At 71.2% G+C, this 22,733-nt stretch carries 24 protein-coding genes, 1 tRNA gene and 1 riboswitch; of the genes, 8 read left to right on the top strand and 17 right to left on the bottom strand.

What is annotated here, in order from left to right; all coding sequences use genetic code 11:
* Positions 1 to 20 precede the first annotated feature (20 nt).
* Both DEJ18_RS14190 and DEJ18_RS14185 read right to left on the bottom strand, forming a co-directional pair.
* Complete coding sequence (locus DEJ18_RS14190) at positions 21 to 683, bottom strand: peroxiredoxin-like family protein (protein ID WP_111210065.1); 663 nt, start codon at positions 681 to 683, stop codon at positions 21 to 23.
* Between the two features lie 151 nt (positions 684 to 834).
* Positions 835 to 1,803, bottom strand: coding sequence for an SDR family NAD(P)-dependent oxidoreductase (locus tag DEJ18_RS14185; RefSeq protein WP_111210066.1), 969 nt, complete (start codon positions 1,801 to 1,803; stop codon positions 835 to 837).
* A gap of 101 nt (positions 1,804 to 1,904) precedes the next feature.
* Between DEJ18_RS14185 and DEJ18_RS14180 the strand changes: the two genes are divergently transcribed.
* Positions 1,905 to 2,750, top strand: coding sequence for a helix-turn-helix transcriptional regulator (locus tag DEJ18_RS14180; protein WP_111210067.1), 846 nt, complete (start codon positions 1,905 to 1,907; stop codon positions 2,748 to 2,750).
* Positions 2,751 to 2,793: 43 nt separating this feature from the next.
* Here DEJ18_RS14180 and nagA read toward each other — a convergent pair whose 3' ends face one another.
* The 5 genes from nagA to clpS form a co-directional block, all read right to left on the bottom strand.
* A complete protein-coding gene (gene nagA / locus DEJ18_RS14175; RefSeq protein ID WP_111210068.1) occupies positions 2,794 to 3,972 on the bottom strand; it encodes an N-acetylglucosamine-6-phosphate deacetylase in 1,179 nt (392 codons plus the stop codon).
* The gene (locus tag DEJ18_RS14170) at positions 3,969 to 4,376 is read right to left on the bottom strand and encodes a YrdB family protein (RefSeq protein ID WP_111210069.1); all 408 of its coding nucleotides are present in this window, start codon (positions 4,374 to 4,376) and stop codon (positions 3,969 to 3,971) included. The genes nagA and DEJ18_RS14170 overlap by 4 nt, the downstream gene beginning before the upstream one ends.
* Positions 4,377 to 4,384: 8 nt before the next feature.
* Positions 4,385 to 5,254, bottom strand: coding sequence for a formyltetrahydrofolate deformylase (gene purU / locus DEJ18_RS14165; RefSeq protein WP_111079901.1), 870 nt, complete (start codon positions 5,252 to 5,254; stop codon positions 4,385 to 4,387).
* Positions 5,255 to 5,339: 85 nt separating this feature from the next.
* The gene (locus tag DEJ18_RS14160) at positions 5,340 to 5,816 is read right to left on the bottom strand and encodes a DUF2017 family protein (protein ID WP_111210070.1); all 477 of its coding nucleotides are present in this window, start codon (positions 5,814 to 5,816) and stop codon (positions 5,340 to 5,342) included.
* The gene (gene clpS / locus DEJ18_RS14155; protein WP_111052343.1) at positions 5,813 to 6,100 is read right to left on the bottom strand and encodes an ATP-dependent Clp protease adapter ClpS; all 288 of its coding nucleotides are present in this window, start codon (positions 6,098 to 6,100) and stop codon (positions 5,813 to 5,815) included. Before clpS ends, DEJ18_RS14160 begins: the two co-directional genes overlap by 4 nt.
* A gap of 38 nt (positions 6,101 to 6,138) precedes the next feature.
* A riboswitch (ZMP/ZTP riboswitch) is annotated at positions 6,139 to 6,224 on the top strand.
* A gap of 74 nt (positions 6,225 to 6,298) precedes the next feature.
* Here clpS and glyA point away from each other — a divergent pair.
* Together glyA and DEJ18_RS14145 are read left to right on the top strand one after the other, a co-directional pair.
* Positions 6,299 to 7,603 carry a serine hydroxymethyltransferase gene (glyA, locus tag DEJ18_RS14150; protein WP_284177809.1) on the top strand — a complete coding sequence of 435 codons (1,305 nt, stop codon included), beginning with the start codon at positions 6,299 to 6,301 and terminating at the stop codon, positions 7,601 to 7,603.
* Positions 7,600 to 8,523, top strand: a complete 924-nt coding sequence (locus DEJ18_RS14145; RefSeq protein WP_111210071.1) for a tetrahydrofolate dehydrogenase/cyclohydrolase catalytic domain-containing protein — start codon at positions 7,600 to 7,602, stop codon at positions 8,521 to 8,523. Before glyA ends, DEJ18_RS14145 begins: the two co-directional genes overlap by 4 nt.
* Before the next feature lie 239 nt (positions 8,524 to 8,762).
* Here DEJ18_RS14145 and galK read toward each other — a convergent pair whose 3' ends face one another.
* Together galK and galT are read right to left on the bottom strand one after the other, a co-directional pair.
* A complete protein-coding gene (galK, locus tag DEJ18_RS14140) occupies positions 8,763 to 9,902 on the bottom strand; it encodes a galactokinase (RefSeq protein WP_111210072.1) in 1,140 nt (379 codons plus the stop codon).
* Positions 9,899 to 10,996: a galactose-1-phosphate uridylyltransferase gene (galT, locus tag DEJ18_RS14135; protein WP_181434154.1), complete on the bottom strand. Its 1,098-nt coding sequence runs from the start codon at positions 10,994 to 10,996 to the stop codon at positions 9,899 to 9,901. Before galT ends, galK begins: the two co-directional genes overlap by 4 nt.
* A 63-nt stretch (positions 10,997 to 11,059) precedes the next feature.
* On the opposite strand from galT, the gene DEJ18_RS14130 reads away from it, so the two are divergent.
* Both DEJ18_RS14130 and DEJ18_RS14125 read left to right on the top strand, forming a co-directional pair.
* Positions 11,060 to 11,905, top strand: coding sequence for a DeoR/GlpR family DNA-binding transcription regulator (locus DEJ18_RS14130; RefSeq protein ID WP_258376877.1), 846 nt, complete (start codon positions 11,060 to 11,062; stop codon positions 11,903 to 11,905).
* Complete coding sequence (locus tag DEJ18_RS14125) at positions 11,902 to 12,849, top strand: aldose 1-epimerase family protein (RefSeq protein WP_111210074.1); 948 nt, start codon at positions 11,902 to 11,904, stop codon at positions 12,847 to 12,849. The genes DEJ18_RS14130 and DEJ18_RS14125 overlap by 4 nt, the downstream gene beginning before the upstream one ends.
* A 115-nt stretch (positions 12,850 to 12,964) precedes the next feature.
* Here DEJ18_RS14125 and DEJ18_RS14120 read toward each other — a convergent pair whose 3' ends face one another.
* The 3 genes from DEJ18_RS14120 to DEJ18_RS14110 form a co-directional block, all read right to left on the bottom strand.
* Positions 12,965 to 13,285 (bottom strand): hypothetical protein, encoded by a 321-nt coding sequence (locus tag DEJ18_RS14120; RefSeq protein WP_111079892.1) that lies wholly within the window; start codon positions 13,283 to 13,285, stop codon positions 12,965 to 12,967.
* A 160-nt stretch (positions 13,286 to 13,445) separates the two neighbouring features.
* The gene (locus tag DEJ18_RS14115) at positions 13,446 to 14,084 is read right to left on the bottom strand and encodes a TetR/AcrR family transcriptional regulator (protein ID WP_146241515.1); all 639 of its coding nucleotides are present in this window, start codon (positions 14,082 to 14,084) and stop codon (positions 13,446 to 13,448) included.
* 145 nt (positions 14,085 to 14,229) lie between these two features.
* Positions 14,230 to 14,302: transfer RNA gene (locus DEJ18_RS14110), tRNA-Lys, on the bottom strand.
* A 43-nt stretch (positions 14,303 to 14,345) separates the two neighbouring features.
* Here DEJ18_RS14110 and DEJ18_RS14105 point away from each other — a divergent pair.
* The 3 genes from DEJ18_RS14105 to DEJ18_RS14095 all read left to right on the top strand — a co-directional run bounded on the left by DEJ18_RS14105 (position 14,346) and on the right by DEJ18_RS14095 (position 17,074).
* Positions 14,346 to 14,975, top strand: coding sequence for a DNA-directed RNA polymerase subunit beta (locus tag DEJ18_RS14105; RefSeq protein ID WP_111079888.1), 630 nt, complete (start codon positions 14,346 to 14,348; stop codon positions 14,973 to 14,975).
* A 657-nt stretch (positions 14,976 to 15,632) separates the two neighbouring features.
* Positions 15,633 to 16,232: an ECF RNA polymerase sigma factor SigK gene (gene sigK / locus DEJ18_RS14100; protein ID WP_111079887.1), complete on the top strand. Its 600-nt coding sequence runs from the start codon at positions 15,633 to 15,635 to the stop codon at positions 16,230 to 16,232.
* Positions 16,229 to 17,074 (top strand): anti-sigma factor, encoded by an 846-nt coding sequence (locus DEJ18_RS14095; protein WP_111210076.1) that lies wholly within the window; start codon positions 16,229 to 16,231, stop codon positions 17,072 to 17,074. The genes sigK and DEJ18_RS14095 overlap by 4 nt, the downstream gene beginning before the upstream one ends.
* Before the next feature lie 160 nt (positions 17,075 to 17,234).
* Here the strand turns inward: DEJ18_RS14095 and pstB are convergent, their stop codons facing one another.
* The 5 genes from pstB to DEJ18_RS14070 all read right to left on the bottom strand — a co-directional run bounded on the left by pstB (position 17,235) and on the right by DEJ18_RS14070 (position 22,717).
* A complete protein-coding gene (pstB, locus tag DEJ18_RS14090; protein WP_111052332.1) occupies positions 17,235 to 18,014 on the bottom strand; it encodes a phosphate ABC transporter ATP-binding protein PstB in 780 nt (259 codons plus the stop codon).
* Between the two features lie 76 nt (positions 18,015 to 18,090).
* Positions 18,091 to 19,170 carry a phosphate ABC transporter permease PstA gene (gene pstA / locus DEJ18_RS14085; protein ID WP_111210077.1) on the bottom strand — a complete coding sequence of 360 codons (1,080 nt, stop codon included), beginning with the start codon at positions 19,168 to 19,170 and terminating at the stop codon, positions 18,091 to 18,093.
* 20 nt (positions 19,171 to 19,190) lie between these two features.
* On the bottom strand, positions 19,191 to 20,141 hold the full coding sequence (gene pstC / locus DEJ18_RS14080; protein WP_111079884.1) for a phosphate ABC transporter permease subunit PstC: 951 nt from the start codon (positions 20,139 to 20,141) through the stop codon (positions 19,191 to 19,193).
* Between the two features lie 161 nt (positions 20,142 to 20,302).
* Entirely contained in the window at positions 20,303 to 21,418 is a 1,116-nt protein-coding gene (locus tag DEJ18_RS14075; RefSeq protein WP_111079883.1) for a phosphate ABC transporter substrate-binding protein PstS, read from the bottom strand.
* 375 nt (positions 21,419 to 21,793) lie between these two features.
* Complete coding sequence (locus tag DEJ18_RS14070; RefSeq protein WP_181434155.1) at positions 21,794 to 22,717, bottom strand: NUDIX hydrolase; 924 nt, start codon at positions 22,715 to 22,717, stop codon at positions 21,794 to 21,796.
* Positions 22,718 to 22,733 lie beyond the last annotated feature (16 nt).

The following is a 22,733-nucleotide window of genomic DNA, read 5'->3' as shown; positions in this document are numbered from 1 at the left end:
GAACCAGCTCCCGCGAGCCGCTACCCGGCGACGCGGTCGACGGCGTCGAGGACCGTCGGCACCTCGGTGCGCGTCGTGTAGTCGACGTGCACGTCGGCGAACCGGACGATCCGGTCACCGTCGACGACGAACACCGACGGGAACGGGACCTGAGCCGTGTGGTCGGCGTTGCTGTCGGCGACGTCGAAGCCGAGCTTCGTGTGGGCCTCCCGCGCGGGCCCGTCCGGCGAGGTCACGATGCCCAGCCGCGCGGCCAGGGCGTTCGCCGGGTCGGACAGGACGGGGAAGGCCAGCTCGCCGTTCGCGATCGCCTGCTCGGAACCCTCGCGGGTCTGCGGTGAGATCGCGATGAGCCGCACCCCGCGGGCGGTGAGTTCCGGCAGGAGGTCCTGCTGGTACGTGCGGAGCGTCAGGTTGCAGTACGGGCACCAGGCACCGCGGTAGAACACCACGACGGCGAGGGTGCCGTCGAGCTCGGCGGCCAGTGACGTGTCGGCCCCGGTCGCCGTCAGCAGCGCGGCGTCGGGGACGGTGTCGCCCTCGTCGGCGGCGGTGCTCGGCACGCCCGCTGCACGGAGTGCCGCCTGCTCCCGGTCGAACACCGCGCTCAACTCCGGACCGATCTGGGCGGTGAAGCCCTCGTTGAACGTGTGGACCTGCTCGGCGATGGACTGCTCGGGCATCGGGGCTCCTCCGGGTGGCGGCGGTGGGTCCGCCGGTGCAGGGAGCCTATGCAGCGAGGTCGGGGCGGGTGCGCTCGGACGTCACGCTCCGTCACCGAACGTCACGGGCCGTCACGGAGCCGCTTCCCGACCACGTGCCCGGACAGGGAACTCAGCGTTGCCCCACCGGACGCACGACGATCTCGTTCACGTCGATGTCGGGGCGCTCGTCCACGGCGTAGGCGACCGCACGAGCGATCGCGTCGGCCGGGACGGACTCTGCGCGGTACGCCACCATCGCGGCGGCGGCCGATGCGTCGGTGATAGTCGAGGCGAGTTCCGAGTCCGTCACGCCGGGGGAGACGGTGGTCACGCGGACGGAGCGCGGGGACTCCTGGCGGAGTCCCTCCGTGATGGCTCGGGCCGCGTACTTGGTGCCGCAGTAGACGGCTGCCGTCGGCGAGACCTCGAATGCCCCGACGGACGCGACGGTGACGACGTGACCGGTGCCCTGGGCGAGCATGGTGGGCAGGGTCGCGGCGATGCTGTGCAGGAGACCGCGCACGTTGACGTCGATCATGCGGTCCCACTCGTCGACCAGACCCGCTGCCAGTGGGGACAGGGGCATGACTCCGGCGTTGGCGACCAGCACGTCGATGCGTCCGAACCGCGCGAGTGCGGCCTCGGCGAAGTGGCGGGCCGAGGCTACGTCGGTCACGTCGAGGGGTACCGCGAGCGCCTGCCCTCCGGCAGCCTCGATCTCGGCCACGAGGGCGTCGAGGCGATCGGTCCGTCGGGCGCCCAGCACGACGGGGTGCCCGGCGGCGGCGAGGCGGAGCGCCGTGGCCCGCCCGATCCCGCTCGAGGCACCGGTGACCAGGACGACCCTTCGGCGGTGCAGCACCATGCCGGCGTGGTGCAGGACGTCGTCACGGAAGTCGCCATCCGCGGTGAAACCGGTGTCGTCGACGTACTCGACGTGGTCGCCGGAGACTTCGTAGCGCCCGACGTACGCCGCTTCGCGGTCGCCGCGGGCCTCGACGTACCGCCCGTCGGCGCGGAGTTCGTGGCGGATCCGGCCGTCCGATGTGACCCAGAGCCCGACGTACGGATGTGTGGTGGTGGTCGTGTCCTCGTTCATGTCCACCACCTTGGAGCCGACGCGGACCCGGACCCAGGTCGCATCGTCCCGGGGTGCGCGGGGGCCAGGGAGGCGCCACGATCTGCGCCTACCGTGGAGGTGTGTCCACGCCCGATCACGACCGCAGCCTCGCCGCCTACCTCCGCGCCGTCCGTGAGCGCCTCTCCCCGGAGGCGCTCGGGTTGCCCGGTGGCGGCGTCCGCCGTGTTGCGGGGCTCCGGCGCGAGGAGGTGGCCGTGCTGGGCGGCCTCAGCGTCGACTACTACACGCGGCTCGAGCAGGGACGCGAGCTCAGCCCGGGCGTGGCGGTGCTCGAGGGCATCGCGACCGGGCTGGAGCTCGAGGGGGACGAGCGCGACCACCTGTTCACCCTGGCCGGGCTGACCGCGCCGCCACGGGTGCACGCTGCGGCGACGTCCGTGACACCGGCGCTCGCGCAACTCCTGGATTCCTGGTCGGCGCAGCCCGCGTTCGTGATCAACCCGGCCCACGACGTCCTCGCCGCGAACGCGCTCGCCCGCGCGGTGTACGCGCCCTTCGGCGAGTTCGACAACCTGGTCCGGATGACCTTCCTCGAGCCGGCGGCCCGGCGCTTCCACGTCGACTGGGCACGCACCGCCGATTCGACCGTGGCCAGCCTCCGGGCAGCGACGACGGGTTTCGAGGCCGACCCCCGGCTGCTGAGCGTGGTGGAGTCGGTGGGCGAGCGGAGTCCGGAGTTCGAGGAGCGGTGGCGAGCGCAGCGCGTCCAGCGCAAGACGGCGACCGTCAAGCAGTTCCTGCACGACGAGGTCGGACGGTTGGAGTTCGACGCGCACTCCTTCGCCGTCCAGGGCGCGCCGGGCCTGCATCTCGTCGTCTACGGGGTCGAACCGGGGTCCGCGACGGCACGAGCTCTTCCGCTGCTCTCCGTGGGCATGACGGCGAGGACCGCGGCGCGGCGGTAGCGTCCGCGCCAGCCGCCAGCCGCCAGCCGCCAGCCGCCAGCCGTCAGCGCAGCTCGCGCCCGCCGCCCCACACCCGCCGCACCTCGAGCGCCGGCGACAGCGCCACGAGGTCCGCCGCGGAGCCCGGCGCGAGTCGGCCGAGCCGGTCCCCGAGCCCGAGTGCCGCGGCCGGGATGCTCGTGAGCGCCGCCACGGCCTGGGGCAGCGACCGCCCGGCGAGGGTCACGGCGTTCCGGAGTGCGACGTCCTGCGTCAGGGTCGACCCGGCGATGGTGTCCGTCCCGGCGACGCGCGCGACCCCGTCCGTCACGGTGACGTCGAGCGACCCGAGGCGGTAGTCGCCGTCGGCAGCTCCCGCGGCCCCCATCGCGTCGGTGATGAGTGCGACCCGACCCGGGGCAGCGCGGAACAGCGTCTCGGCCACGAGCGGGTGCACGTGGACCGCGTCCAGGATGAGCTCGAGCGTGACCCGGTCGTCCGACACCGCCGCCCCGATCGGCCCGGGCGCTCGGTGGTGCAGGCCGGGCATGGCGTTGAACGCGTGCGTCAGGACGGTCGCGCCGGCATCGAACGCGGCCCGCGTCTGGTCGACCGTCCCGACGGTGTGCCCGACGGCGACGGTCACACCAGCGGCGGCGAACCGACGGACGGCGTCGAGCGCCCCGGGCAGTTCGGGCGCGATGGTGATCTGTCGGAGGACGCCCTCGCCGGCCTCGAGCAGGGTGTCGACGTCGGCCGGGGTCGGCGCGAGGAGGTGGTCCTCGTTGTGGGCGCCCTTGTTGTGCGGCGAGAGGAACGGCCCCTCCAGGTGGACGCCGAGCACGAGCGGGTCCGTCGCCATGACGGCCCGCACCTGCGCCAGCGACGCGACGAGCGCGGGGACGGGGTTCGCGACGAGCGACAGCACCGACCGGGTCGTGCCGTGGGCCCGGTGCATGGCCAGGGCCTGGGCGAAGGAGTCGTCCTCGTACGCCTCGGTCGCGCCGCCGTGTCCGTGCAGGTCGATGGAGCCGGGCGTCAGGGTCGCGTCGCCGAGGTCGACGACCTCGGCCGCCGCGGGTGCTGCCCCGGACCCGACCTGGAGGATCGTGTCGCCGCCGACGAGCACCCACCCGTCCGCGACGGACCCGGCCACGTCGACCAGGCGGGCGGCCCGGACCAGGGTCGTGCGGGCCTCCAGGCCGGAGGTGCGATCGCGGTCCTGGAGGCCCGTGGTGCTCATGCGGTCTCCCTGCGGAACGCGACGACGCCGCTCACGGCGGCGACCACGACGAACACGAGTCCGACGAGCGGGTGCCCGAGCGAGACCCAGGTCGCGCCCGCGGCGACGACCAGGGCGGTCTCGACGACGGTCTTGCCGACCACGTCGGTCTCGATCGGGGAGCGCGGCGAACGGAAGAGGTACCAGACGACGGCCGCGAAGAGCGGAGCGCCGACGATGAAGAACACCGCCGGGAACGGGTACGGCCACGCCAGGTAGCCCCAGTACGCCAGGGAGAGCAGGCCGAAGGCGCAGACCACGACGCGGAGGACACTCCAGGTGTCGACCGGTCGCCGCGGGGCCGCCGGCGTCGCCGGCACGTGGTCGTCGCCGGGCTCGACCGGACTACGGGGTGCGTCGCGCATCGCCTGACCTACTTGAAGATGATCGTCCGGGCGCCGTCAAGGAGCACGCGGTCCTCGGCGATCCACCGGACGGCCTGGGTGAGGGTGCGGGACTCCTCGTCCTGTCCGATCGACACGAGCTCGGCCGGTTCCTTGGTGTGGTCGACGCGGACGACGTTCTGCTCGATGATCGGGCCCTCGTCCAGGTCGCTCGTGACGAAGTGCGCGGTCGCCCCGATGAGCTTCACCCCGCGGGCGTGCGCCTGCCGGTACGGGTTCGCGCCCTTGAAGCCGGGCAGGAACGAGTGGTGGATGTTCACCGCGCGCCCGGCCAGGGCGGCGCAGAGCTCGGGGGAGAGGATCTGCATGTACCGGGCGAGGACGACGAGCTCGATGTCGTGCTCCTCGACCGCCTCGAGGATCCGGCGCTCCATCGCGGCCTTCGACTCGGCGTCGGTGACCGGGCGGTGCTCGAACGGCACCGAGTAGAACGACGCGAGTTCGGCGAGGTCGGTGTGGTTCGACAGCACGAGCGGCACGTCGATCGGCAGCTGCCCGCCGCGCTGCCGGTACAGCAGGTCGTTGAGGCAGTGTCCGGCCTTGGACACGAGGACGAGGGTGCGCATCGGCCGGCCGACCACGTCGAGCTGCACCCGCATGCCGTAGCGCTCGACGACCGGTGCCAGGGCCTCCTGGAACGTCTGGCGGTCGACCGGGGCCATCACCTGCAGGCGCATGAAGAACGTGTCCGTGTCGGCGCTCGAGAACTGCTGCGACTCGGTGATGTTGCCCTCGGCGGCGACGACGGCTCCGGAGACGGCGTGCACGATGCCGGGCTGGTCGTCGCAGACCAGCGTGAGGGTCCAGTGCGTGGGGGTCTCGGGCGTCGGGGTCGTCACCGGATCAGGGTACCGGGGGCGTGCGCGCGTCCGCGCGCGACCGGACGGGAGGCACGTGGCGGCGGTGTGACGGGCCTCCCGGTCGTCAGCGGGACGAGATCGTGACGACGAGGTGCTCCTGCACGTACCCGAGCCAGTCGTAGACGTCCCGCAGGCCGATGCTGCCGTCGTCGCCGTTCAGCCCGTTGTCGGCCGTCTCGCGATCGACGATGCCCAGGCGGTCCGCGATGGTGAGCCGCAGGTCGGTCAGCGACCGGAGCCAGGCCTGCTCGTCCGCGCGGGTCAGCGCGCCCTCCCGCATGCCGGTGAGCCACTCGTGGACCACGGTCGCGTTCGACGACTTCGCCGCCCGCAGGTCATCCTGCGTGTAGCGGCGGAACTCGGCGCTCGCCTCGTCGTCCTCCGGGTAGGCGTCCGGGAACATCCGGGCCGCCACCGGGTCGGTCGCCAGGTCGTGGTCGAGGACCTGGCGCAGCTGCTCGACCAGCGAGGTGAGGACGGCGCGCTCGCCGGAGGCCAGACCGAGGTGCACCCCGTCGGCGCGACGGACGAAGGGGATCACGCGGCCGGGGCCCGGTCGACGGTCGCCTGTAGGCCGTACCCGTGCATGGCCTCCACGTGGCGCTCCATCTCCTCGCGGTGCCCGGTCGCGACGACCGCCCGACCGTCGGAGTCGACCTGGTGCATGAGGCGCTCGGCCTTCGCCCGGGGGAACCCGAAGTACGACTCGAAGACGTAGGTGACGTACGACATCAGGTTCACCGGGTCGTCCCACACCACCGTGGTCCACGGGACGTCGGCCCGCACCGAGGTGCGCTCGTCGACGTCCGGACTCAGCATGGTCATGCAGACAAGGGTGACACGAACCGGTGGCCTCGGTACGATCGAACGGTCGCGACTGGCGTTGGATGGGTCACCATCGGGGAGCGACACCTGACACGGAGCGCAGCCGTACGCCTGGGCCGCGCCCACCCGTCCACCGCGTCGTGCGTCCCTGCACGGCGGTGTCGCGTCGCTCGGCGCGGCCAGACAACGAGGAGTCCCGTGTCCATCACCGATCTCACCCCCGTCGCCGCGTCCGCCGACGCAGCCCGGACCACCTTCAACGCCCCGCTCACCGAGGTCGACCCGGAGATCGCGGCCGTCCTCCAGCAGGAGCTCGGCCGTCAGCGCGACACCCTCGAGATGATCGCGTCGGAGAACTTCGTGCCGCGCGCGGTCCTCGAGTCGCAGGGCTCGGTGCTCACGAACAAGTACGCCGAGGGTTACCCGGGCAAGCGCTACTACGGCGGCTGCGAGTTCGTCGACATCGCCGAGCAGCTCGCCATCGACCGTGCGAAGGCCCTCTTCGGCGCCGCGTACGCGAACGTGCAGCCGCACTCCGGCGCCAGCGCGAACGCCGCGGTCCTGCACGCCATCGCCTCCGCCGGTGACACCATCCTGGGCCTCGAGCTCGCCCACGGCGGCCACCTGACCCACGGCATGAAGCTCAACTTCTCCGGTCGGATCTACAACGCCGTGTCCTACGGCGTCGACCCGGAGACGTTCGAGGTCGACTACGACGACATCCGCGCGAAGGCGATCGAGCACCAGCCGAAGGTCCTCATCGCCGGCTGGTCGGCGTACCCCCGACAGCTCGACTTCGCGAAGTTCCGTGAGATCGCGGACGAGGTCGGCGCGACGCTCTGGGTGGACATGGCGCACTTCGCCGGGCTCGTCGCCGCGGGCCTGCACCCGTCGCCCCTCCCGCACGCCCACGTCGTCTCCTCGACGGTGCACAAGACGCTCGCCGGTCCCCGCTCGGGCATCATCCTGTCCAACGACGAGTCGCTCTTCAAGAAGCTCAACTCGGCCGTGTTCCCCGGGCAGCAGGGCGGCCCGCTCATGCACGTGATCGCCGCCAAGGCCACCGCGTTCCTGCTCGCCGCGACGCCCGAGTTCAAGGACCGCCAGGAGCGCACGCTCCGCGGGGCGAAGGCCCTCGCGTCGCGCCTCACCCAGCCCGACGCCAAGGCCGCCGGCATCGACGTCCTCACCGGCGGCACCGACGTGCACCTGGTGCTCGTCGACCTTCGCGAGTCCGAGATCGACGGCAAGCAGGCCGAGGACCTCCTGCACGAGGTCGGCATCACCGTGAACCGCAACAGCGTGCCGTTCGACCCGCGCCCGCCGATGGTGACCTCGGGCGTCCGCATCGGCACGTCGGCGCTCGCGACCCGCGGGTTCGGTGACGCCGAGTTCACCGAGGTGGCGGACATCATCGCGCTGACCCTCATGCCGAACCCGGACATCGAAGCGCTCTCGGCCCGGGTGAAGGCCCTCACCGACGCGTTCCCGCTCTACGCGTGAGCGACGCGCTTCCCCGCGAGCGCTGGGCCGGTGAGGGCAGTGCCGTCCGCATCGACGGCACCGCCCTCGCCGCCCGCACGCTCGACGACCTGAAGGTCCGCATCGACCGCCTGCACGACCACGGCTTCCGTCCCGGTCTCGGCACGATCATGGTCGGCCAGAACCCGGGGTCGGTGTCGTACGTCGCCGGCAAGCACAAGGACTCGGCGCAGATCGGGCTCGACTCGGTCCGCATCGACCTGCCGGAGACCGCCAGCGCTGCGGACATCCGGGGCGCGATCCTGCAGATGAACGACGACCCCCGGGTCACCGCGTTCATCGTGCAGCTCCCGTTGCCGCAGGGCATCGACCCGATCCCGATGCTCGAGCTCATGAACCCGGCGAAGGACGCCGACGGCCTGCACCCGACGAACCTCGGTGAACTCGTGCTCGCCGTGCCGGGCGGTGCCGGCACGATCGACGCCCCGCTGCCGTGCACCCCGCGGGGCATCGTCGCGATGCTCGAGGCGTACGAGGTCCCGATCCGGGGCAAGCACGTCACGATCATCGGGCAGGGCCTGACGGTCGGGCGTCCGCTCGGCCTGCTGCTCACCCGCCTCGAGGCGACGGCCACGCTGACGCACTCGCTCACCGAGGACGTCGCCGCCGAGTGCCGTCGCGCCGACATCGTCGTCGCGGCCGCCGGGGTCGCCGGGCTCGTGCAGCCGGACTGGGTCAAGCCCGGTGCGGCGGTGATCGACGTGGGCATCAGCCGCATCATCGACGAGACCACCGGGAAGGCGAAGCTCCGCGGCGACGTCGACCCGTCGGTCGCGCAGGTCGCCGGCTACCTGTCGCCCACGCCGGGCGGTGTCGGCCCGATGACCCGGGCGATGCTCATGAAGAACGTGGTCGAGGCCGCGGAGCGCCACCTGCGCTGAGCGCCGCGGCGCGTCTTCCGCCGGGCTGGTCGGCGGAAGCGACGGTTCCACGCCGACACCCGGCGCGGAACCGTCGCTTCCGCGGAGTACGAGCGCGTCCCGTCACCCGGACTGGAGGCGCGGATCACCGCCGCCACGCGCCTCCGCGGTGCTACAGAGTACCCGAGCCACGAGGGCTGACCGCGCGCGTCCGAGTCGCCCTGCTCGGGCTCGGCGTGCCCGGCTTGCCGGGCTGCGCGTCAGTCGCGCCGGGCGCCCTGCGCGGCGTGCACCGTGAAGACGGTCGGCTCGCGGTACCGGGCCGCCGCGAAGGCGGACGTGACCGCGTCGGTGATCGCGCCACGCGCCTCCCGGTCGACCAGCGCGATCGCGGCACCGCCGAAGCCGCCACCGGTCATGCGCGCACCGACAGCACCGTGCGCCATCGCGGTCTCGACCGCCAGGTCGAGCTCCGGCACCGAGATCTCGAAGTCGTCGCGCATCGACGCGTGCGAGGCGACGAGCAGGTCACCGATCGCACGCGGACCCTGCTCACGGAGCGTCCGCACGGTGTCGAGGACGCGCTGGTCCTCGGTCACGATGTGCCGGACGCGGCGGAACGTCTCGTCGTCGAGCAGCTCCTGCGCGCGCGGCAGGTCCGCGACCGACACGTCACGGAGCGCGGGCACACCGAGCACCTCGGCCCCCCGCTCGCACGAGTCACGGCGGGCCTTGTACCCACCGGTCGCGTGGGCGTGCTCGACGCGGGTGTCGATGACGAGGACCTCGAGCCCGTTCGCCTCGAGCGCCAGGTCGACGACGGCGGTGTCGAGCGTGCGGCAGTCGAGGAAGACGACCGCGTCCTGCTCGCCGAGGAGTGACGCGGACTGGTCCATGATCCCGGTCGGGGCACCGACGGCGTGGTTCTCGGAGTACTGGCCGACGCGGGCCAGCGTCTTGCGGTCGAGCCCGAGCTCCCACAGGTCGTCGAACGCGAGCGCGACGCCGCACTCGATCGCCGCGCTCGAGGACAGGCCCGCGCCGACCGGGACGTCCGAGTCGATGAAGACGTCGAAGCCGGTCTTGTCCGACAGGTCCGCACCGGCCTGCTCGCGCAACGCCCAGGCGATGCCGAAGACGTACGCCGACCAGCCGTCCATGGCGTCGGGGGCGAGGTCATCGAGGGACAGCGAGACGGCGCCGCCCTCCTGGTCGAACGCCGAGGCCACGCGGATGACGCGGTCCTCGCGCCGAGCGATGTCCGCCGTGGTCCGGCGGTCGATCGCGAAGGGCAGCACGTACCCGTCGTTGTAGTCGGTGTGCTCACCGATCAGGTTCACACGGCCGGGCGCGGAGTACCGCACCGTCGGCTCGTACCCGAACACCTGTTGGAACGTCATGCTCGTTCGATCCCTCCTCGGATGAACTCGGCCGCCTTCTCGGGCACGAGGTCCCCGATCCAGGCGCCCATCGCGGCCTCACTGCCGGCCAGGAACTTCAACTTGTCCGCTGCCCGTCGCGGCGAGGTGATCTGCAGCATCAACCGGACGGTGTCGCGCGCGGTGTGCACCGGCGCCTGGTGCCAGGCGGCGATGTAGGGCGTCGGGTCGCCGTAGAGCGCGTCGAGGCCACGGGTGAGCCGCAGGTGCATGTGTGCCAGTTCGTCCTTCTCGGCGTCGGTGAGCCCGGCGAAATCCGGCACGTGGCGGTGCGGGAGCATGTGGATCTCGATCGGCCAGCGCGCGGCGAACGGTACGAAGGCGGTGAAGTGCTCGCCGGCGAGGACGACCCGGTCCGACGCCCGCTCGTTCGCGAGGTGCTGCTCGAACAGGTCCGGCCCGAAGCGCTCGATCGACGCGAGCAACCGCTGGGTGCGCGGGGTGATGTACGGGTAGGCGTAGATCTGCCCGTGCGGGTGGTGCAGTGTGACGCCGATGGCCTCGCCGCGGTTCTCGAACGGGAACACCTGCTGGATCCCGGGCATCGCGGAGAGTGCCGCGGTGCGGTCTGCCCACGTTTCGACCACGGTGCGGGCGCGCGATCCGGAGATCGACGCGAAGGAGCCGCTCGTCTCGGGGGAGAAGCAGACGACCTCGCAGCGCCCGACGCTCCGGAGCTCCCGGTTCAGGCCGACCTCGGACAGGGACTCGAGCGAGGACGGGGCGTCGTCGGCCTCGAGCACCGGACCGAACGACGGCGAACGGTTCTCGAACACGGCGACGTCGTAGCGGCTCGGGATCTCGGACGGGTTCGCGGCGGTCTGCGGCGCGAGCGGGTCCTGGTCGGCGGGCGGCAGGAAGACCCGGTTCTGCCGGGCGGCGGCGATGGACACCCACTCGCCCGTCAGGACGTCCTGGCGCATCCGCGCGGTCTCGGGACGGGGGCCGAGGACGCGCTGGTCGATGCTCCGCTCGGCGGGGAGGGTGGAATCCGCATCGTCGAAGTAGAAGAGGTCGCGGCCGTCCGCGAGCGTCGTCGCACGTTTCGTGATCACCGCTTCACTGTACTCCGAGTCGAAGGGTTGCGAAAGCAAGTGGAAGCAGACGAAACTCGTGGTGTGACGTCTGACGAGCCTCCCGTCCTGCCAGCGCTGCTGCGCCAGGACCGCATCGTCGCGCTCCTGGACGGCGCCCCCGGCATGGTCCGGACCGCAGCACTGGCCGCGGCCGTCGGCACGAGCGAGGTGACGGTCCGCCAGGACCTGGCCGCCCTGGACCGGGAGGCCCGGATCCGACGGGTGCACGGTGGTGCCGTCCGCCTCGGGGCCGGGTCGCGCGAGCGTCCGCTCGAGGAGACCGCCGTCGAGAACAGCACCGCCAAGGCCGCGATCGGCCGGGCCGCGGCGGACCTCGTCCGCCCCGGGCAGTGCATCGTCATCGACGTCGGCACCACGCCGGCGGCCGTCGCCGAGGCGCTCGTCGCCCGCGAGGACCTGATCGACGTCACCGTCGTCACGAACTCACTCACCACCGCACTCGCGCTCGAACGGGCGGTGCCGCGCATCACCGTCGTCGTCACCGGCGGGACACTGCGTCCGCTCCAGCACTCGCTCGTCGCACCGTTCAACGCGACCGTGCTGCCGATGCTGTCAGCGGACCTGGTGTTCCTGGGCGGGACGGGGCTCGACGTCGAGCACGGCCTGACCAACGTGAACCTGCCCGAGACCGAGGCGAAGCGGGTCCTCGCAGCGGCGGGCAGGCGTACCGTCGTGGTCGCGGACGGGTCGAAGTTCGGCCGGGCCGACATCGGCGTGGTGAGCACGCTGGAGGACGTCGACGTCGTCGTCACCGCGGGCGTCAGCGCGGACGCGGTCGACCCGATCCGGGCCGCCGGGGTCCACGTCGTCGTCGCGGATGCACCAGCGGGCACGACCCGCGCATCGGAGAGGAAGCAGACACCATGAGCACAGCGGCCAGCGCAGCGGCACCCACCGGCGGCCAGTACCACCTGCGGCACGCCGGACCCGACGGTGTCGTCGAGGCCGTCGTCACCGAGGTGGCCGCCGGCATCCGCGAACTCCGCGTCGCGGGCTTCGACCTGACCGAGCCGTTCCTGGCGAGCGAGGCGCCCGCCGGTGCGAACGGCATCGTGCTCGTGCCGTGGCCGAACCGCGTGGCCGGTGGTGTGTGGCAGCTCGACGGGAAGGCGCAGCAGCTCGACATCTCGGAGCCGAAGTACGGCAACGCCTCGCACGGGTTGCTCCGCTTCGCGCCGTACCGGGTGGTGGACCAGACCGAGTCGTCGATCGCGCAGCAGGCCACGATCCACCCGCAGCACGGCTGGCCGTTCACCCTCGAGACCCGGGTGCACCACGAACTCGTCGAGGACGGCATCCGGATCACCCACACCATCACGAACCGGTCGGGTCGCCCGGCGCCGTTCGCGGTCGGGGCGCACCCCTACCTGCGTGCGGGCGACACCCCGCCGGAGGACCTGGTCGTCCAGCTCGACGCGGCGACCGCGTTCACCGTGGACGAGCGGAAGATCCCGAACGGCACCCGGCCGGTCGAGGGCACGGACGTCGACCTCCGTCAGGGGCGCCGGGCCGGGGACTCGGACCTCGACACCGCCTACACCGACGTGCAGCCGGACGAAGCCGGCATCCGGCGGACGTCACTGCACGGCCCCGAGGGAGACGGCGTCGAGTTGTGGCAGGACCGGTCGTTCCCGTACGTGCAGGTCTTCACCTCCCGCGAGTTCCCCCGCGGCGACGGGAAGGGGCTCGCGGTGGCGGTGGAACCGATGACCGCGCCCGCGGACGCGCTCAACTCCGGCGAGGGCCTCCGGTGGCTCGATGCCGACGAGACCTGGACCGGCTCGTGGGGGATCCGGCGCGTCTGGTCCTGACCCGCTCCACGCCTGAGTCGACCCGGTCTCTCCGGTGGTGGCGCTGGCGGTGACTGGTGACACCAGTCACCGGTCGCCGGTCGCCGGCGTGGCCGGGTCAGGCCCGGCGGCCGGGTCAGGCCCGGCGCATCCGCAGGGCTTCGACCGCCAGGGACTCGCTCGGGTAGCGACCGATCTCCTGCGCCCACGCCGGATCGTCACCACGCAGCGCCAGGAAGTCCTTGCGCTGACGGCAGACGTACCCGAGCACGGCAGTGCCGGTCGCGACTTCTGCGAAGTCGTTGCGGATGTGCCGGATGCTGACCTTGGCGTTGCGGCGGAGGGTGTCGAGCAGGAGCTCGTCGCTCATGGTCGTCCCGGTGGCGGCGGCGAGCTCCACGAGGCGGCGCGCGTCACCGGTGGAGCTGGTCTGCGTGGCGTCGATGGGCTCGATCACGATGTACCCCGTTCGGTGTGGTTCGTTCAGTGCTGGCGTCCCGCGGTGAGCGGAACCAGGAACGACCATATCCGGGCGAATCCAACAGACTGCTGAGCGGGCCACTGATGTGGACAGAGCAGTGGCCAAGGAACACCTGGGGGTGACTTGTACCCCGGGGTCAGCTCGCGCGGGTGAGGTCCCACACCGGGGGGACGTAGGCGCGGGACCAGCCCTCGCGCAGGCGCGTGACGGCACGGTCGAACGACTCGAGCAGGTCCATCTCCGGGCGGACCATCGACTGCAACTGCAGGCCCTCGTACGTGGCGAGCAACTGCTCGGCGCCGCGGGCAGGCTCCATGGTGTGCGGTTCACGGCCAGCCGCGATGTCCTGCACGAGCGACTGCTGCACGAAGCCGTGGAAACGACGCCAGCGGCTGTGGAGCATCGGTGCGAGCGGGTGCTTCGGGGCTGCGGCGATGTTCAGCGTCGCGGTGAGGAACCGCATGAGCGACGGGTCCTCGATGTTCTTCATGACGATGGCGCGGAGGAACCGGATGGTGCCGAAGTCCGCGGCGATCGGCATGAGGGGCGTCGTGCGCTGGTCGTTCCATCGGTCGATGCTCGCGAGGAGGAGGCCGTCCCAGCTCGGGAACGAGACCGTCATCGACTCGACGCTCATGGTCGCCTCGTCGGCGACGCGGGCGGGTGTGACCTCGTGCAGGGGCAGTTCGTGGAGCACGCGGATCATCGCATCGACGATCTGCAGGCGGGTGGCGACGTCGTCGTGCTGTGCGGAGTCCATGGTGGGGCTGGGCATGTCAGCACCACACCACATGGCGGAGGCGTCGGGGTACCCCCACAACGAGAGTCCTGTCCGCTCGGCGAGTGACGAGTCGCCTCCATGACGGGCGCTCCGGGGAATCCGGCCCTGGCGCAGTGAGCGCGAAGGAAGCGGAAGGGAGTGGGCCCCGTGGGGCTCGAACCCACGACCCTCGGATTAAAAGTCCGGTGCTCTACCAACTGAGCTAGAGGCCCTCGTCGACAAGGGTATCGGGAGAGCAGCGCCTACACTGTCGCGGTGCCTCGCGAACACCACCGTCCTGTCCAGTTCACCGATGCCGAGTTCGCCGCCATCCAGGGCGGTGAGGACCCGGCACTGGTGAACCGCGTCGCCCACGACACGGCGAACGCACTGCTGCACCGTGTGCGGGAGGACCCGGATCCGGCGGTTGTCGAGCGGTTGGTCACCTACACCGACGTGCACGGCATCGACGCGATCGCGGAGCTCTGGGCCCGCGTCGGAGCGCACACCCTGCCGGGAGCCCTGTGGCGCATCTACCTGGTGCGGACGGTCATCCGGCAGAACCCGGAGGAGATCGCGTACCTCTTCGAGCGGGGCACGCAGCTCATCGGCACGATCGACCAGGCCGTCGCGGGCGCGGAGGAACCGACGGGACCAGCCGAGATCCTCACCCTGTCCGACCGGATCCTGCACGGCCTCTACACGGGGGACTTCGCGGTGGCGCTGGAGCGCGGCGCAGCGTTCGCCCGGCTCACCGCGGCGGGGGCGACGTCGGTGGCGGACGACGCGGACCTGACGGCGGCGGAGCGGGCGTCGGCCCTGACGACCCGGGCGTACCGACTCGCCGAACTCGCCGAGGACCTGTCCGCCGCGGCGGCGCTCTGGCGGCGCGACAGCCTGGACTGATCCGCACGCCCGGAGGCCCGGACGCCACGGACGGCAACGGCGAAGGACCGCACGGGCGGACCTGACCGCCGGCAGCACGGGCGCGCAGCCGCCACGCGACCGGATCCACTTCCGGACATGAGAAGACCGGGCCGCAGAAGCGCCTCTCGGCGCGAGGCCGCTCGGAGCGGCGAATATTGGAGCCCGGGGCTTGCTGCGGCCCGGCGAGTTCAATTGTACGAGACACCTCCGGGTGTGCGCCCAGGTGTTCACTCTCGGTGGACAGATCCGGCACCGGGCGCGCCCCGGTTCGTTCCGCCCCGGCCCGTGCCGCCCGCGACACGGCGCCCGGGCAACGGCCGACGGGTGCACCCGCCCCCGCCGAGCGAACCCGAAGCGATCCTCACCCAATCCGACAGCGCGAGGGTGCCGAATCATCAGCGTGACCGTCGTACGACGATCACACGAGGTCCCCGTGCGACCCGGGCCCGCTCCCGGGTCAATTCCCTGTGGGTCGCACGGGGCCTCGCCACAGGCACCGCACCACCCGCGCAGCGACCGCTGCCGCGACCCGATCCGAACGGGACCCAGCTGATGACCACCGCGACCGCCGTCGCCGAGCGCTCTGTCCAGTGCGCGCGGAGGACGCCGTACACACGGGGAGGAGGAAAACCTGCAATGCTCACTCTCGTGGAAGGCGACATGGACGGTTGGACTCCCGCGGCGCCGGAACCGGTGTCGGCGGACGACCTGCTCAGTCGGGTCGCGACCGGCGACCAGGCTGCGTTCTCCGACCTGTACGACGAGCTGTCGGGGCGGGTCCTCGGACTCGTGACACGGCTCCTCAAGGACCGTGCGCAATCGGAAGAGGTCACGCAGGAGGTCTTCCTCGAGGTCTGGCAGCAGGCGACGCGCTTCGACCAGGCCCGCGGCAGCGCCGCGAGCTGGGTGCTCACCATGGCGCACCGGCGAGCGGTCGACCGGGTGCGGGCATCGCAGTCCTCCCGCGATCGCGACACCAAGATCGGCATCCGCGACTTCGAGACGGACTTCGACTCCGTCTCCGAGTCGGTCGAGATCCGACTCGAGCACGAGCGCGTCAGCCGGGCGCTGTCCCGACTCACCGAGTTCCAGCGCCAAGCCGTGCAGCTCGCCTACTACGGCGGGTTCTCGCACAGCGAGATGGCTGAGAAGCTCGGGGTGCCGATCGGCACCGTCAAGACCCGTCTCCGCGACGGGATGATCCGACTCCGTGACGAGATGGGGGTGACATCATGACCAGCAAGCACGACGACCCCGAGCTGATGACCGGCTCGCACGCGCTCGACGCCCTCGACGACGACGAACGTGCCGCGGTCGAGCGGGCACTGCAGGGCTCCTCCGAGCTCCGCGTCGAGGCCGACTCGCTGCGTGAGACCGCTCTGGCCCTCGCGTACGCGGTGCCGCCGGTCGAGCCGTCCGCTTCGCTCAAGAGCGCGCTCATGGCGAAGATCGCCACGACCCCGCAGCTGCCCGCCCTCGACGGCACGGAGCAGGCGAGTCCGGAACCCGTCCAGGAGGCCCGGCCCGCGCCCGTCACGGACGTCGCCTCCGACTCTGGTCGCGCCGCGTCCACCGCCCGCGCCCGCTGGTTCCAGCGCCCCGCCGCGATGCTCAGCGTCGCTGCCGCCGGCGCGGTCGTCTTCCTCGGTGTCGGCCTGGGCGTCGGCACCGCCCTCGACGACGGCAGCAACACCCCGGCGACCGCGCAGGCCGCCACGGGGCTCGACCAGATCTACGCTTCGCCGGACTTCCAGCGCAGCACCGCGAAGGTCAAGGGCGGCGGTACGGCCACCGTCGTGTGGTCCGGTCAACTCGGTCGCTCCGCGGTGATCCTCGACGGCGTCGAGGCGGCGCCCCAGGACAAGACGTACGAGCTCTGGTACATCAGCCCCGAGGAGTCGGGCGGCACCATCACGGCCGCCGGGCTCATGAACGACGTCGACGGTGGGGTCCGCTCCGCGGTCCTGCACGGCACGATGGGCGCCGGGGACGTGATCGGCATCACGGTCGAGCCGGCGGGTGGGTCGGACCAGCCGACGTCCGAGCCCGTCGTGGCCGTCCCCACCTCCGAAGCCTGACCGCGCGGTCCCGGCAGCACGAACGGAAGGCCCCCACCGGTCGGTGGGGGCCTTCCGTTCGTGCGGCGCGTCCCGCGCAATGACGGGAGGCCCGGTGCCGTCCGTGGCGGACGCGCACCGGGCCTCCCGTCCGGTGGTCAGCGGACCGACCGGCGGCCGATCACCCGAAGCGACCCGAGACGTAGTCCTCGGTCGACTTCACCGACGGGTTCGAGAAGATCGTCGCGGTGTCGTCGAACTCGATGAGGTGGCCCGGCTGACCGGTGCCCGCGATGTTGAAGAACGCGGTCTTGTCGCTGACGCGCGAGGCCTGCTGCATGTTGTGGGTCACGATGACGATCGTGAACTCCTTCTTCAGCTCCTCGATGAGGTCCTCGATGGCGAGGGTCGAGATCGGGTCGAGCGCGGAGCACGGCTCGTCCATGAGCAGCACGTCCGGCTGCACCGCGATCGCCCGGGCGATGCAGAGGCGCTGCTGCTGACCACCGGACAGGCCCATGCCGGGCTTCTCGAGGCGGTCCTTGACCTCGTTCCACAGGTTCGCACCCTGCAGCGAGCGCTCGACGATGTCGTCGGCCTCGGACCGCGAGATGCGCTTGTTGTTGAGCTTGACCCCGGCCAGCACGTTGTCCTTGATCGACATCGTCGGGAACGGGTTCGGGCGCTGGAAGACCATGCCGACCTGGCGGCGGACGATGACCGGGTCGACGCCGGGGGCGTACAGGTCGTCACCATCGACCTTGACCGAGCCCTCGACGTACGCACCGGGGATGACCTCGTGCATGCGGTTGAGGGTGCGGAGGAAGGTCGACTTGCCGCAGCCGGACGGGCCGATGAAGGCGGTGACGGTGCGGGGCTCGATCGTCATGTCGACGCCCTCGACGGCCTTGAACTTCGAGTAGTAGACGTTGAGGCCGTCGACCTCGATGCGCTTGGACACGTGGATCCTTCTGGGTTGGGTGGTCGAACCGCTGGGGCGGGAAGTCGGTGGAGGGGTGCTCGGGATCGTTTCCGCGCTAGCGCGGGAGCTTCGGGGCGAAGAGGCGGGTGATGAAGCGGGCCAGCAGGTTGAGCAGCATCACGATGAGGATGAGGAGCAGCGCTGCCGTCCAGGCGCGGTCGACGAACGGCACCGGGTTGGCGCCCTGCTGCGAGTACTGGGTGTAGGCGAACACCGGCAGCGTCATCATCGGGTCCCCGAACAGGTCGTAGTTCATGCTCGACGTGAAGCCGGCCGTGACGAGCAGCGGGGCGGTCTCACCGATGACGCGGGCGATCGAGAGCATGACGCCCGTCGTGATGCCGGCGAGGCTGGTGGGGAGGACGACCTTCACGATCGTCAGCCACTTCGGGACGCCGAGTGCGTAGGACGCCTCGCGGAGTTCCATCGGGACGATCTTCAGGACCTCCTCGGTGGACCGCACGACGATCGGGATCATCAGCACGGCGAGGGCGATGGAACCGACCAGGCCGAAGCGGGCGCCCGGGCCGAGGATCAGCGCGAAGAGCGAGTAGGCGAACAGACCGGCGACGATCGAGGGGATGCCGGTCATGACGTCCACGAAGAACGTGATGCCCCGGGCGAGGACGCCCTTGCCGTACTCGACGAGGTAGATCGAGGTGAGCAGGCCGATCGGGACGCTGATGAGCGCCGCGAAGAGCGTGATCTCGAGGGTGCCGATGAGGGCGTGGACCGCGCCGCCACCCTCGGAGATCACGCCGCGCATCGAGTACGAGAAGTACTCGGCGTCGAAGCGGGCCAGCCCCTTGGCGAGCACCGTGTAGAGCAGGGAGACCAGCGGCAGCACGGCGATCACGAAGGCGGTGACGACGAGCGAGGTGATGAGTCGGTCCACGGCCTTTCGTCCACCCTCGACGATCCGGGAGAGGACGACGATGAGGACGTCGAACAGGACCGTGCCGAGGAAGACCGCGGCCACGATGTTGAAGTCCTGCGTGGCGCCGCTGGCGGCGAGCAAGGCGAACACCAGGCCGAGGGCGACCCAACTGCCGACGAGGAGCAGCCACGGGACGGACTTGTGGAGCTTCCCGTTGGCGAAGACGTTGCCGGCGGGCTGACGGAGTGCGAGGGACATCGGGGGTGCGACCTTTCCCGTCAGGAGACTCGCTTGCGGACGATGTACCGCGCGAGCATGTTGATGACCAGGGTGATGACGAAGAGGATCAAGCCGGAGGCGACCAGGGCGTTCAGCGCCGTCCCGGAGGCTTCGGCGAACTGCAGGGCGATGTTCGCCGCGATCGTCGACGGGTTGAGCGATCCGATCAGGTTGAAGGTGATGTTCGTCGACACCGACAGGACCAGTGCGATCGCCATCGTCTCGCCGAGCGCGCGTCCGAGGCCGAGCATGATCGCGGACACGATGCCGGACTTGGCGAACGGCAGGACGGACATCCGGATCATCTCCCAGCGCGTCGCTCCGAGCGCCAGCGCCGCTTCCTCGTTGAGGGTCGGCGCCTGCAGGAAGATCTCGCGCATGACCGCGGTCATGATCGGGATGGCCATGACCGCGAGGACGATCGAGGCGGTCAGGATGGTGCGGCCGGTGCCGGAGACCTGTCCGGAGAACAGCGGGATCCAGCCGAAGTGTTCGTTGAGGAACTCGTAGAACGGGCGCACGAACCGAGCCAGCACGACGATGCCCCAGAGGCCGTAGACGACCGAGGGGACCGCGGCGAGCAGGTCGATGACGTACCCGAGCACCGGTGCCAGACGGCGCGGCGCGTAGTGCGAGATGAAGAGCGCGATGCCGAGTGACAGCGGCACGGCCATCACGAGGGCCAGGAACGCGGACCACACCGTGCCGAAGACGAGCGGGCCGACGTAGTCCCAGAAGTTCGCCGCGTCGTTCGGCAGGTCGCCCGCCTTCGCGGAGAACGCCGGGAGGCTCTGCCAGACGAGGAACGCGGCCACGAGCGCGAGGACGAAGAGGATGAGACTGCCCGCCACGACGGAGGCGGTGGAGAACACCCGGTCGCCGATACGGACGACGGCCTTGGGCTTCGACGGGGTGGCGGTGTCCTGGTCTCGGACCGGTGCGGTCGTCATGGGGCTCCTGTCGGAGGATCGCGCCCGGGGTGAACGCGAGGGGTTCGGGGGAGAGGTGATCGTGCGGGTCACGACGGGCGCGGAGGCAGCTCGCGTCGGGACGGGCGAGAGCCCGGACGCCGGTCTGGTGGGTGGGACCGGCGTCCGGGCGCTAGCGGGACTTACTTGATGGACTCGACCGCTGCTGCGGCCTTCTCCGACAGCTCGGACGACAGGGCGGCCGACTTGGCCTCCGTCGCCGCGGCCTTCTGCGCGTCCTCGGACACGACGTAGCCGAGGTACGCCTTCACGAGGTCGGCCTTGTCCTTGTCCTCGTACTCCTGGCACGCGATCGCGTAGGAGACGAGCACGAGCGGCCAGGCGCCCTCAGCGGTGTCCTTGCGGTCGATGTCGATCGCGAGGTCGTTCTCCTCGCGGCCCGAGGCCACGTCGGAGTCGGCCACGACCTGGGCGGCACCCTCGGCGGAGAGCTCGGTGGCCGTGTCGCCGACCATCAGCTTCGCCTTGTCGAGGTCACCGGCGCCGGAGTCGTCGATGTAGGTGATGGCGTTCGAGGCGCCCTGCATGGCCGAGGCCACACCCGAGGTGCCCTTCGCGCTGTCGCCGACCTGGAACGGGAAGGTCTGGCTCGGCTCCTCGGTCCACACGTCGGGGGCGTTCGCCGCGACGTACTCGGAGAAGTTCTGCGTGGTGCCCGAGTCGTCCGAGCGGTGCACGACCGTGATGTTCGACGACGGCAGGTCCACACCGTCGTTGAGCGCGGCGATCTCGTCGTCGTTCCACTTGGTGATCTTGCCGGAGAAGATGCCCGCGATGCTCTTCGCGTCGAGGGTCAGGTCCGAGACGCCGTCGACCTTGTAGGCGATCGCGATCGGGGAGATGTAGACGGGGATGTCGATGCCCTTGGAGTCCGCGGCGCAGTTCTTGAACTCGCCGGAGAGCTCCTCTTCCTTCAGCGCGGCGTCGGAGCCGGCGAAGTCAGCGGCACCGGACATGAAGTTCTCGCGCCCGGCACCGGAGCCGTCGGGCGTGTAGTTCACCGTGACGCCGGAGGCCTGCTCCTGGAAGCCGGCGGCCCAGGTGGCCTCGGCGGTCTGCTGCGCGGAGGAGCCCGAGCCGGTGAGAGTGCCGGAGAGGTTCGAGTAGTCGACACCCGAGGAGGAGGCGGACGACGAGGTGTCGCTGCCCGCGGTGTCCTCGTTCGCCGCGCAGGAGGAGAGCACGACGGCGCCGGCGATCGCGATTGCCGCGACCGAGCCGATTCGCTTGATGTTCACAGGGGTCCCTTCGGGAATGTAAGTGCAGTGGGACCGCTGTGTGGTCCCCGGGCCGGTGCTGACCCGGGAGTGACTGTAGGGACGAGAGGTGACCGGGATGACGCCCTCTGGTGAACGGAAGGTGAACGCGGGGTTCATCCGGTGCGGGTCGGCGGACGCGGGAGGCGGGCGCGGGCAGGATCGGGGCACGCTGCCCTGCGGACGGGAGGCTCGCGGGGACACTCCGGGTCCGTCACCGGACGGAGGTGCTCGCGTCCGCCTGCAGCGGCAGAGTGCTGGCCGTGCCGGCCGTGCCGGGCCCTGCCGCCCTGCCGGCCTTGCCGCCCTGCCGACCCTGCCGGTCTCTTGACCCGTTCAGCCCGCGAGATCGGCGTGTCAGGCGCTGACGGTGTTGCGGTGCGTCTCGACCGCGACGAGCTTGCGGCCAGCGATGTGCATGACGGCGAAGTCCCCGACCGAGAGCATCGCGGCACGGCGGAGGTCGAACCGCGAGCCGTCGTCAGCGGTGTCGGTCGCGATCCTGGCCACGATGTCCGGCAGCACGGGTCCGTGCGAGCACAGCACCGCGGACTTGGCCTTGTCGAGGCGCTTCCGGATGACGCCCTTCACGTCGGCGGTCCCGCGCTCGTGAGCGTCCTGGCTGATGTCGGGGGTGTCGGAGACGCCGAGCTTCGTCCTGGCGGACAGCGGTTCGACGGTCGCGAGGCACCGCGCCGCTGTGCTGCTGACGATCTTCTTCGGACCGAACGCCGCGACCGGTGCCGCCACGGACTTCGCCTGCGCCCGGCCGACCGGCAGGAGTGGGCGGGTCGCGTCGGGCCCGTCCCAGTCCGAACCGGGCACCGTCTTCGCGTGCCGGAGCGCGATCAGGGCGAAGGTGTCGTGCTCGCCCGCTGCCGCCCGCTCGGCGAAGCGGTCGAGGATCGCCACGTCCCGCTCGTAGGTGAGTCGTGCGCGGGCGTCGTCGATCGACACCCACTCGACCGCGGCGACCTCGTCGTTCGGACGGAAGGCGCCCGCCCGCTCGAACTCCTTCCGGCTCACCCGCGCCGACCAGTAGTGCACGACCTTGTCGCGTCCGCTGGGCAGGACGTACTCGGCCCGACCGAGGGGAGCACCGAGGTGCACGCGGTACCCGGTCTCCTCGTCGATCTCACGTACGGCGGCCTCGGGGACGCTCTCGCCCGGATCGACCTTGCCCTTCGGGAACGAGACGTCCTTGTGGTGCTCCCGGTGGATGAGGAGCACGAACGGGGCCCCGTCCTGCTCACGCCACACCACGGCCCCGGCCGCGACCACCGGGCCTGCCTGACCG

The sequence above is a fragment of the Curtobacterium sp. MCSS17_015 genome, from assembly GCF_003234265.2.
Lineage (GTDB): Bacteria > Actinomycetota > Actinomycetes > Actinomycetales > Microbacteriaceae > Curtobacterium.
This window is presented reverse-complemented; position numbering and strand designations above follow the sequence as displayed.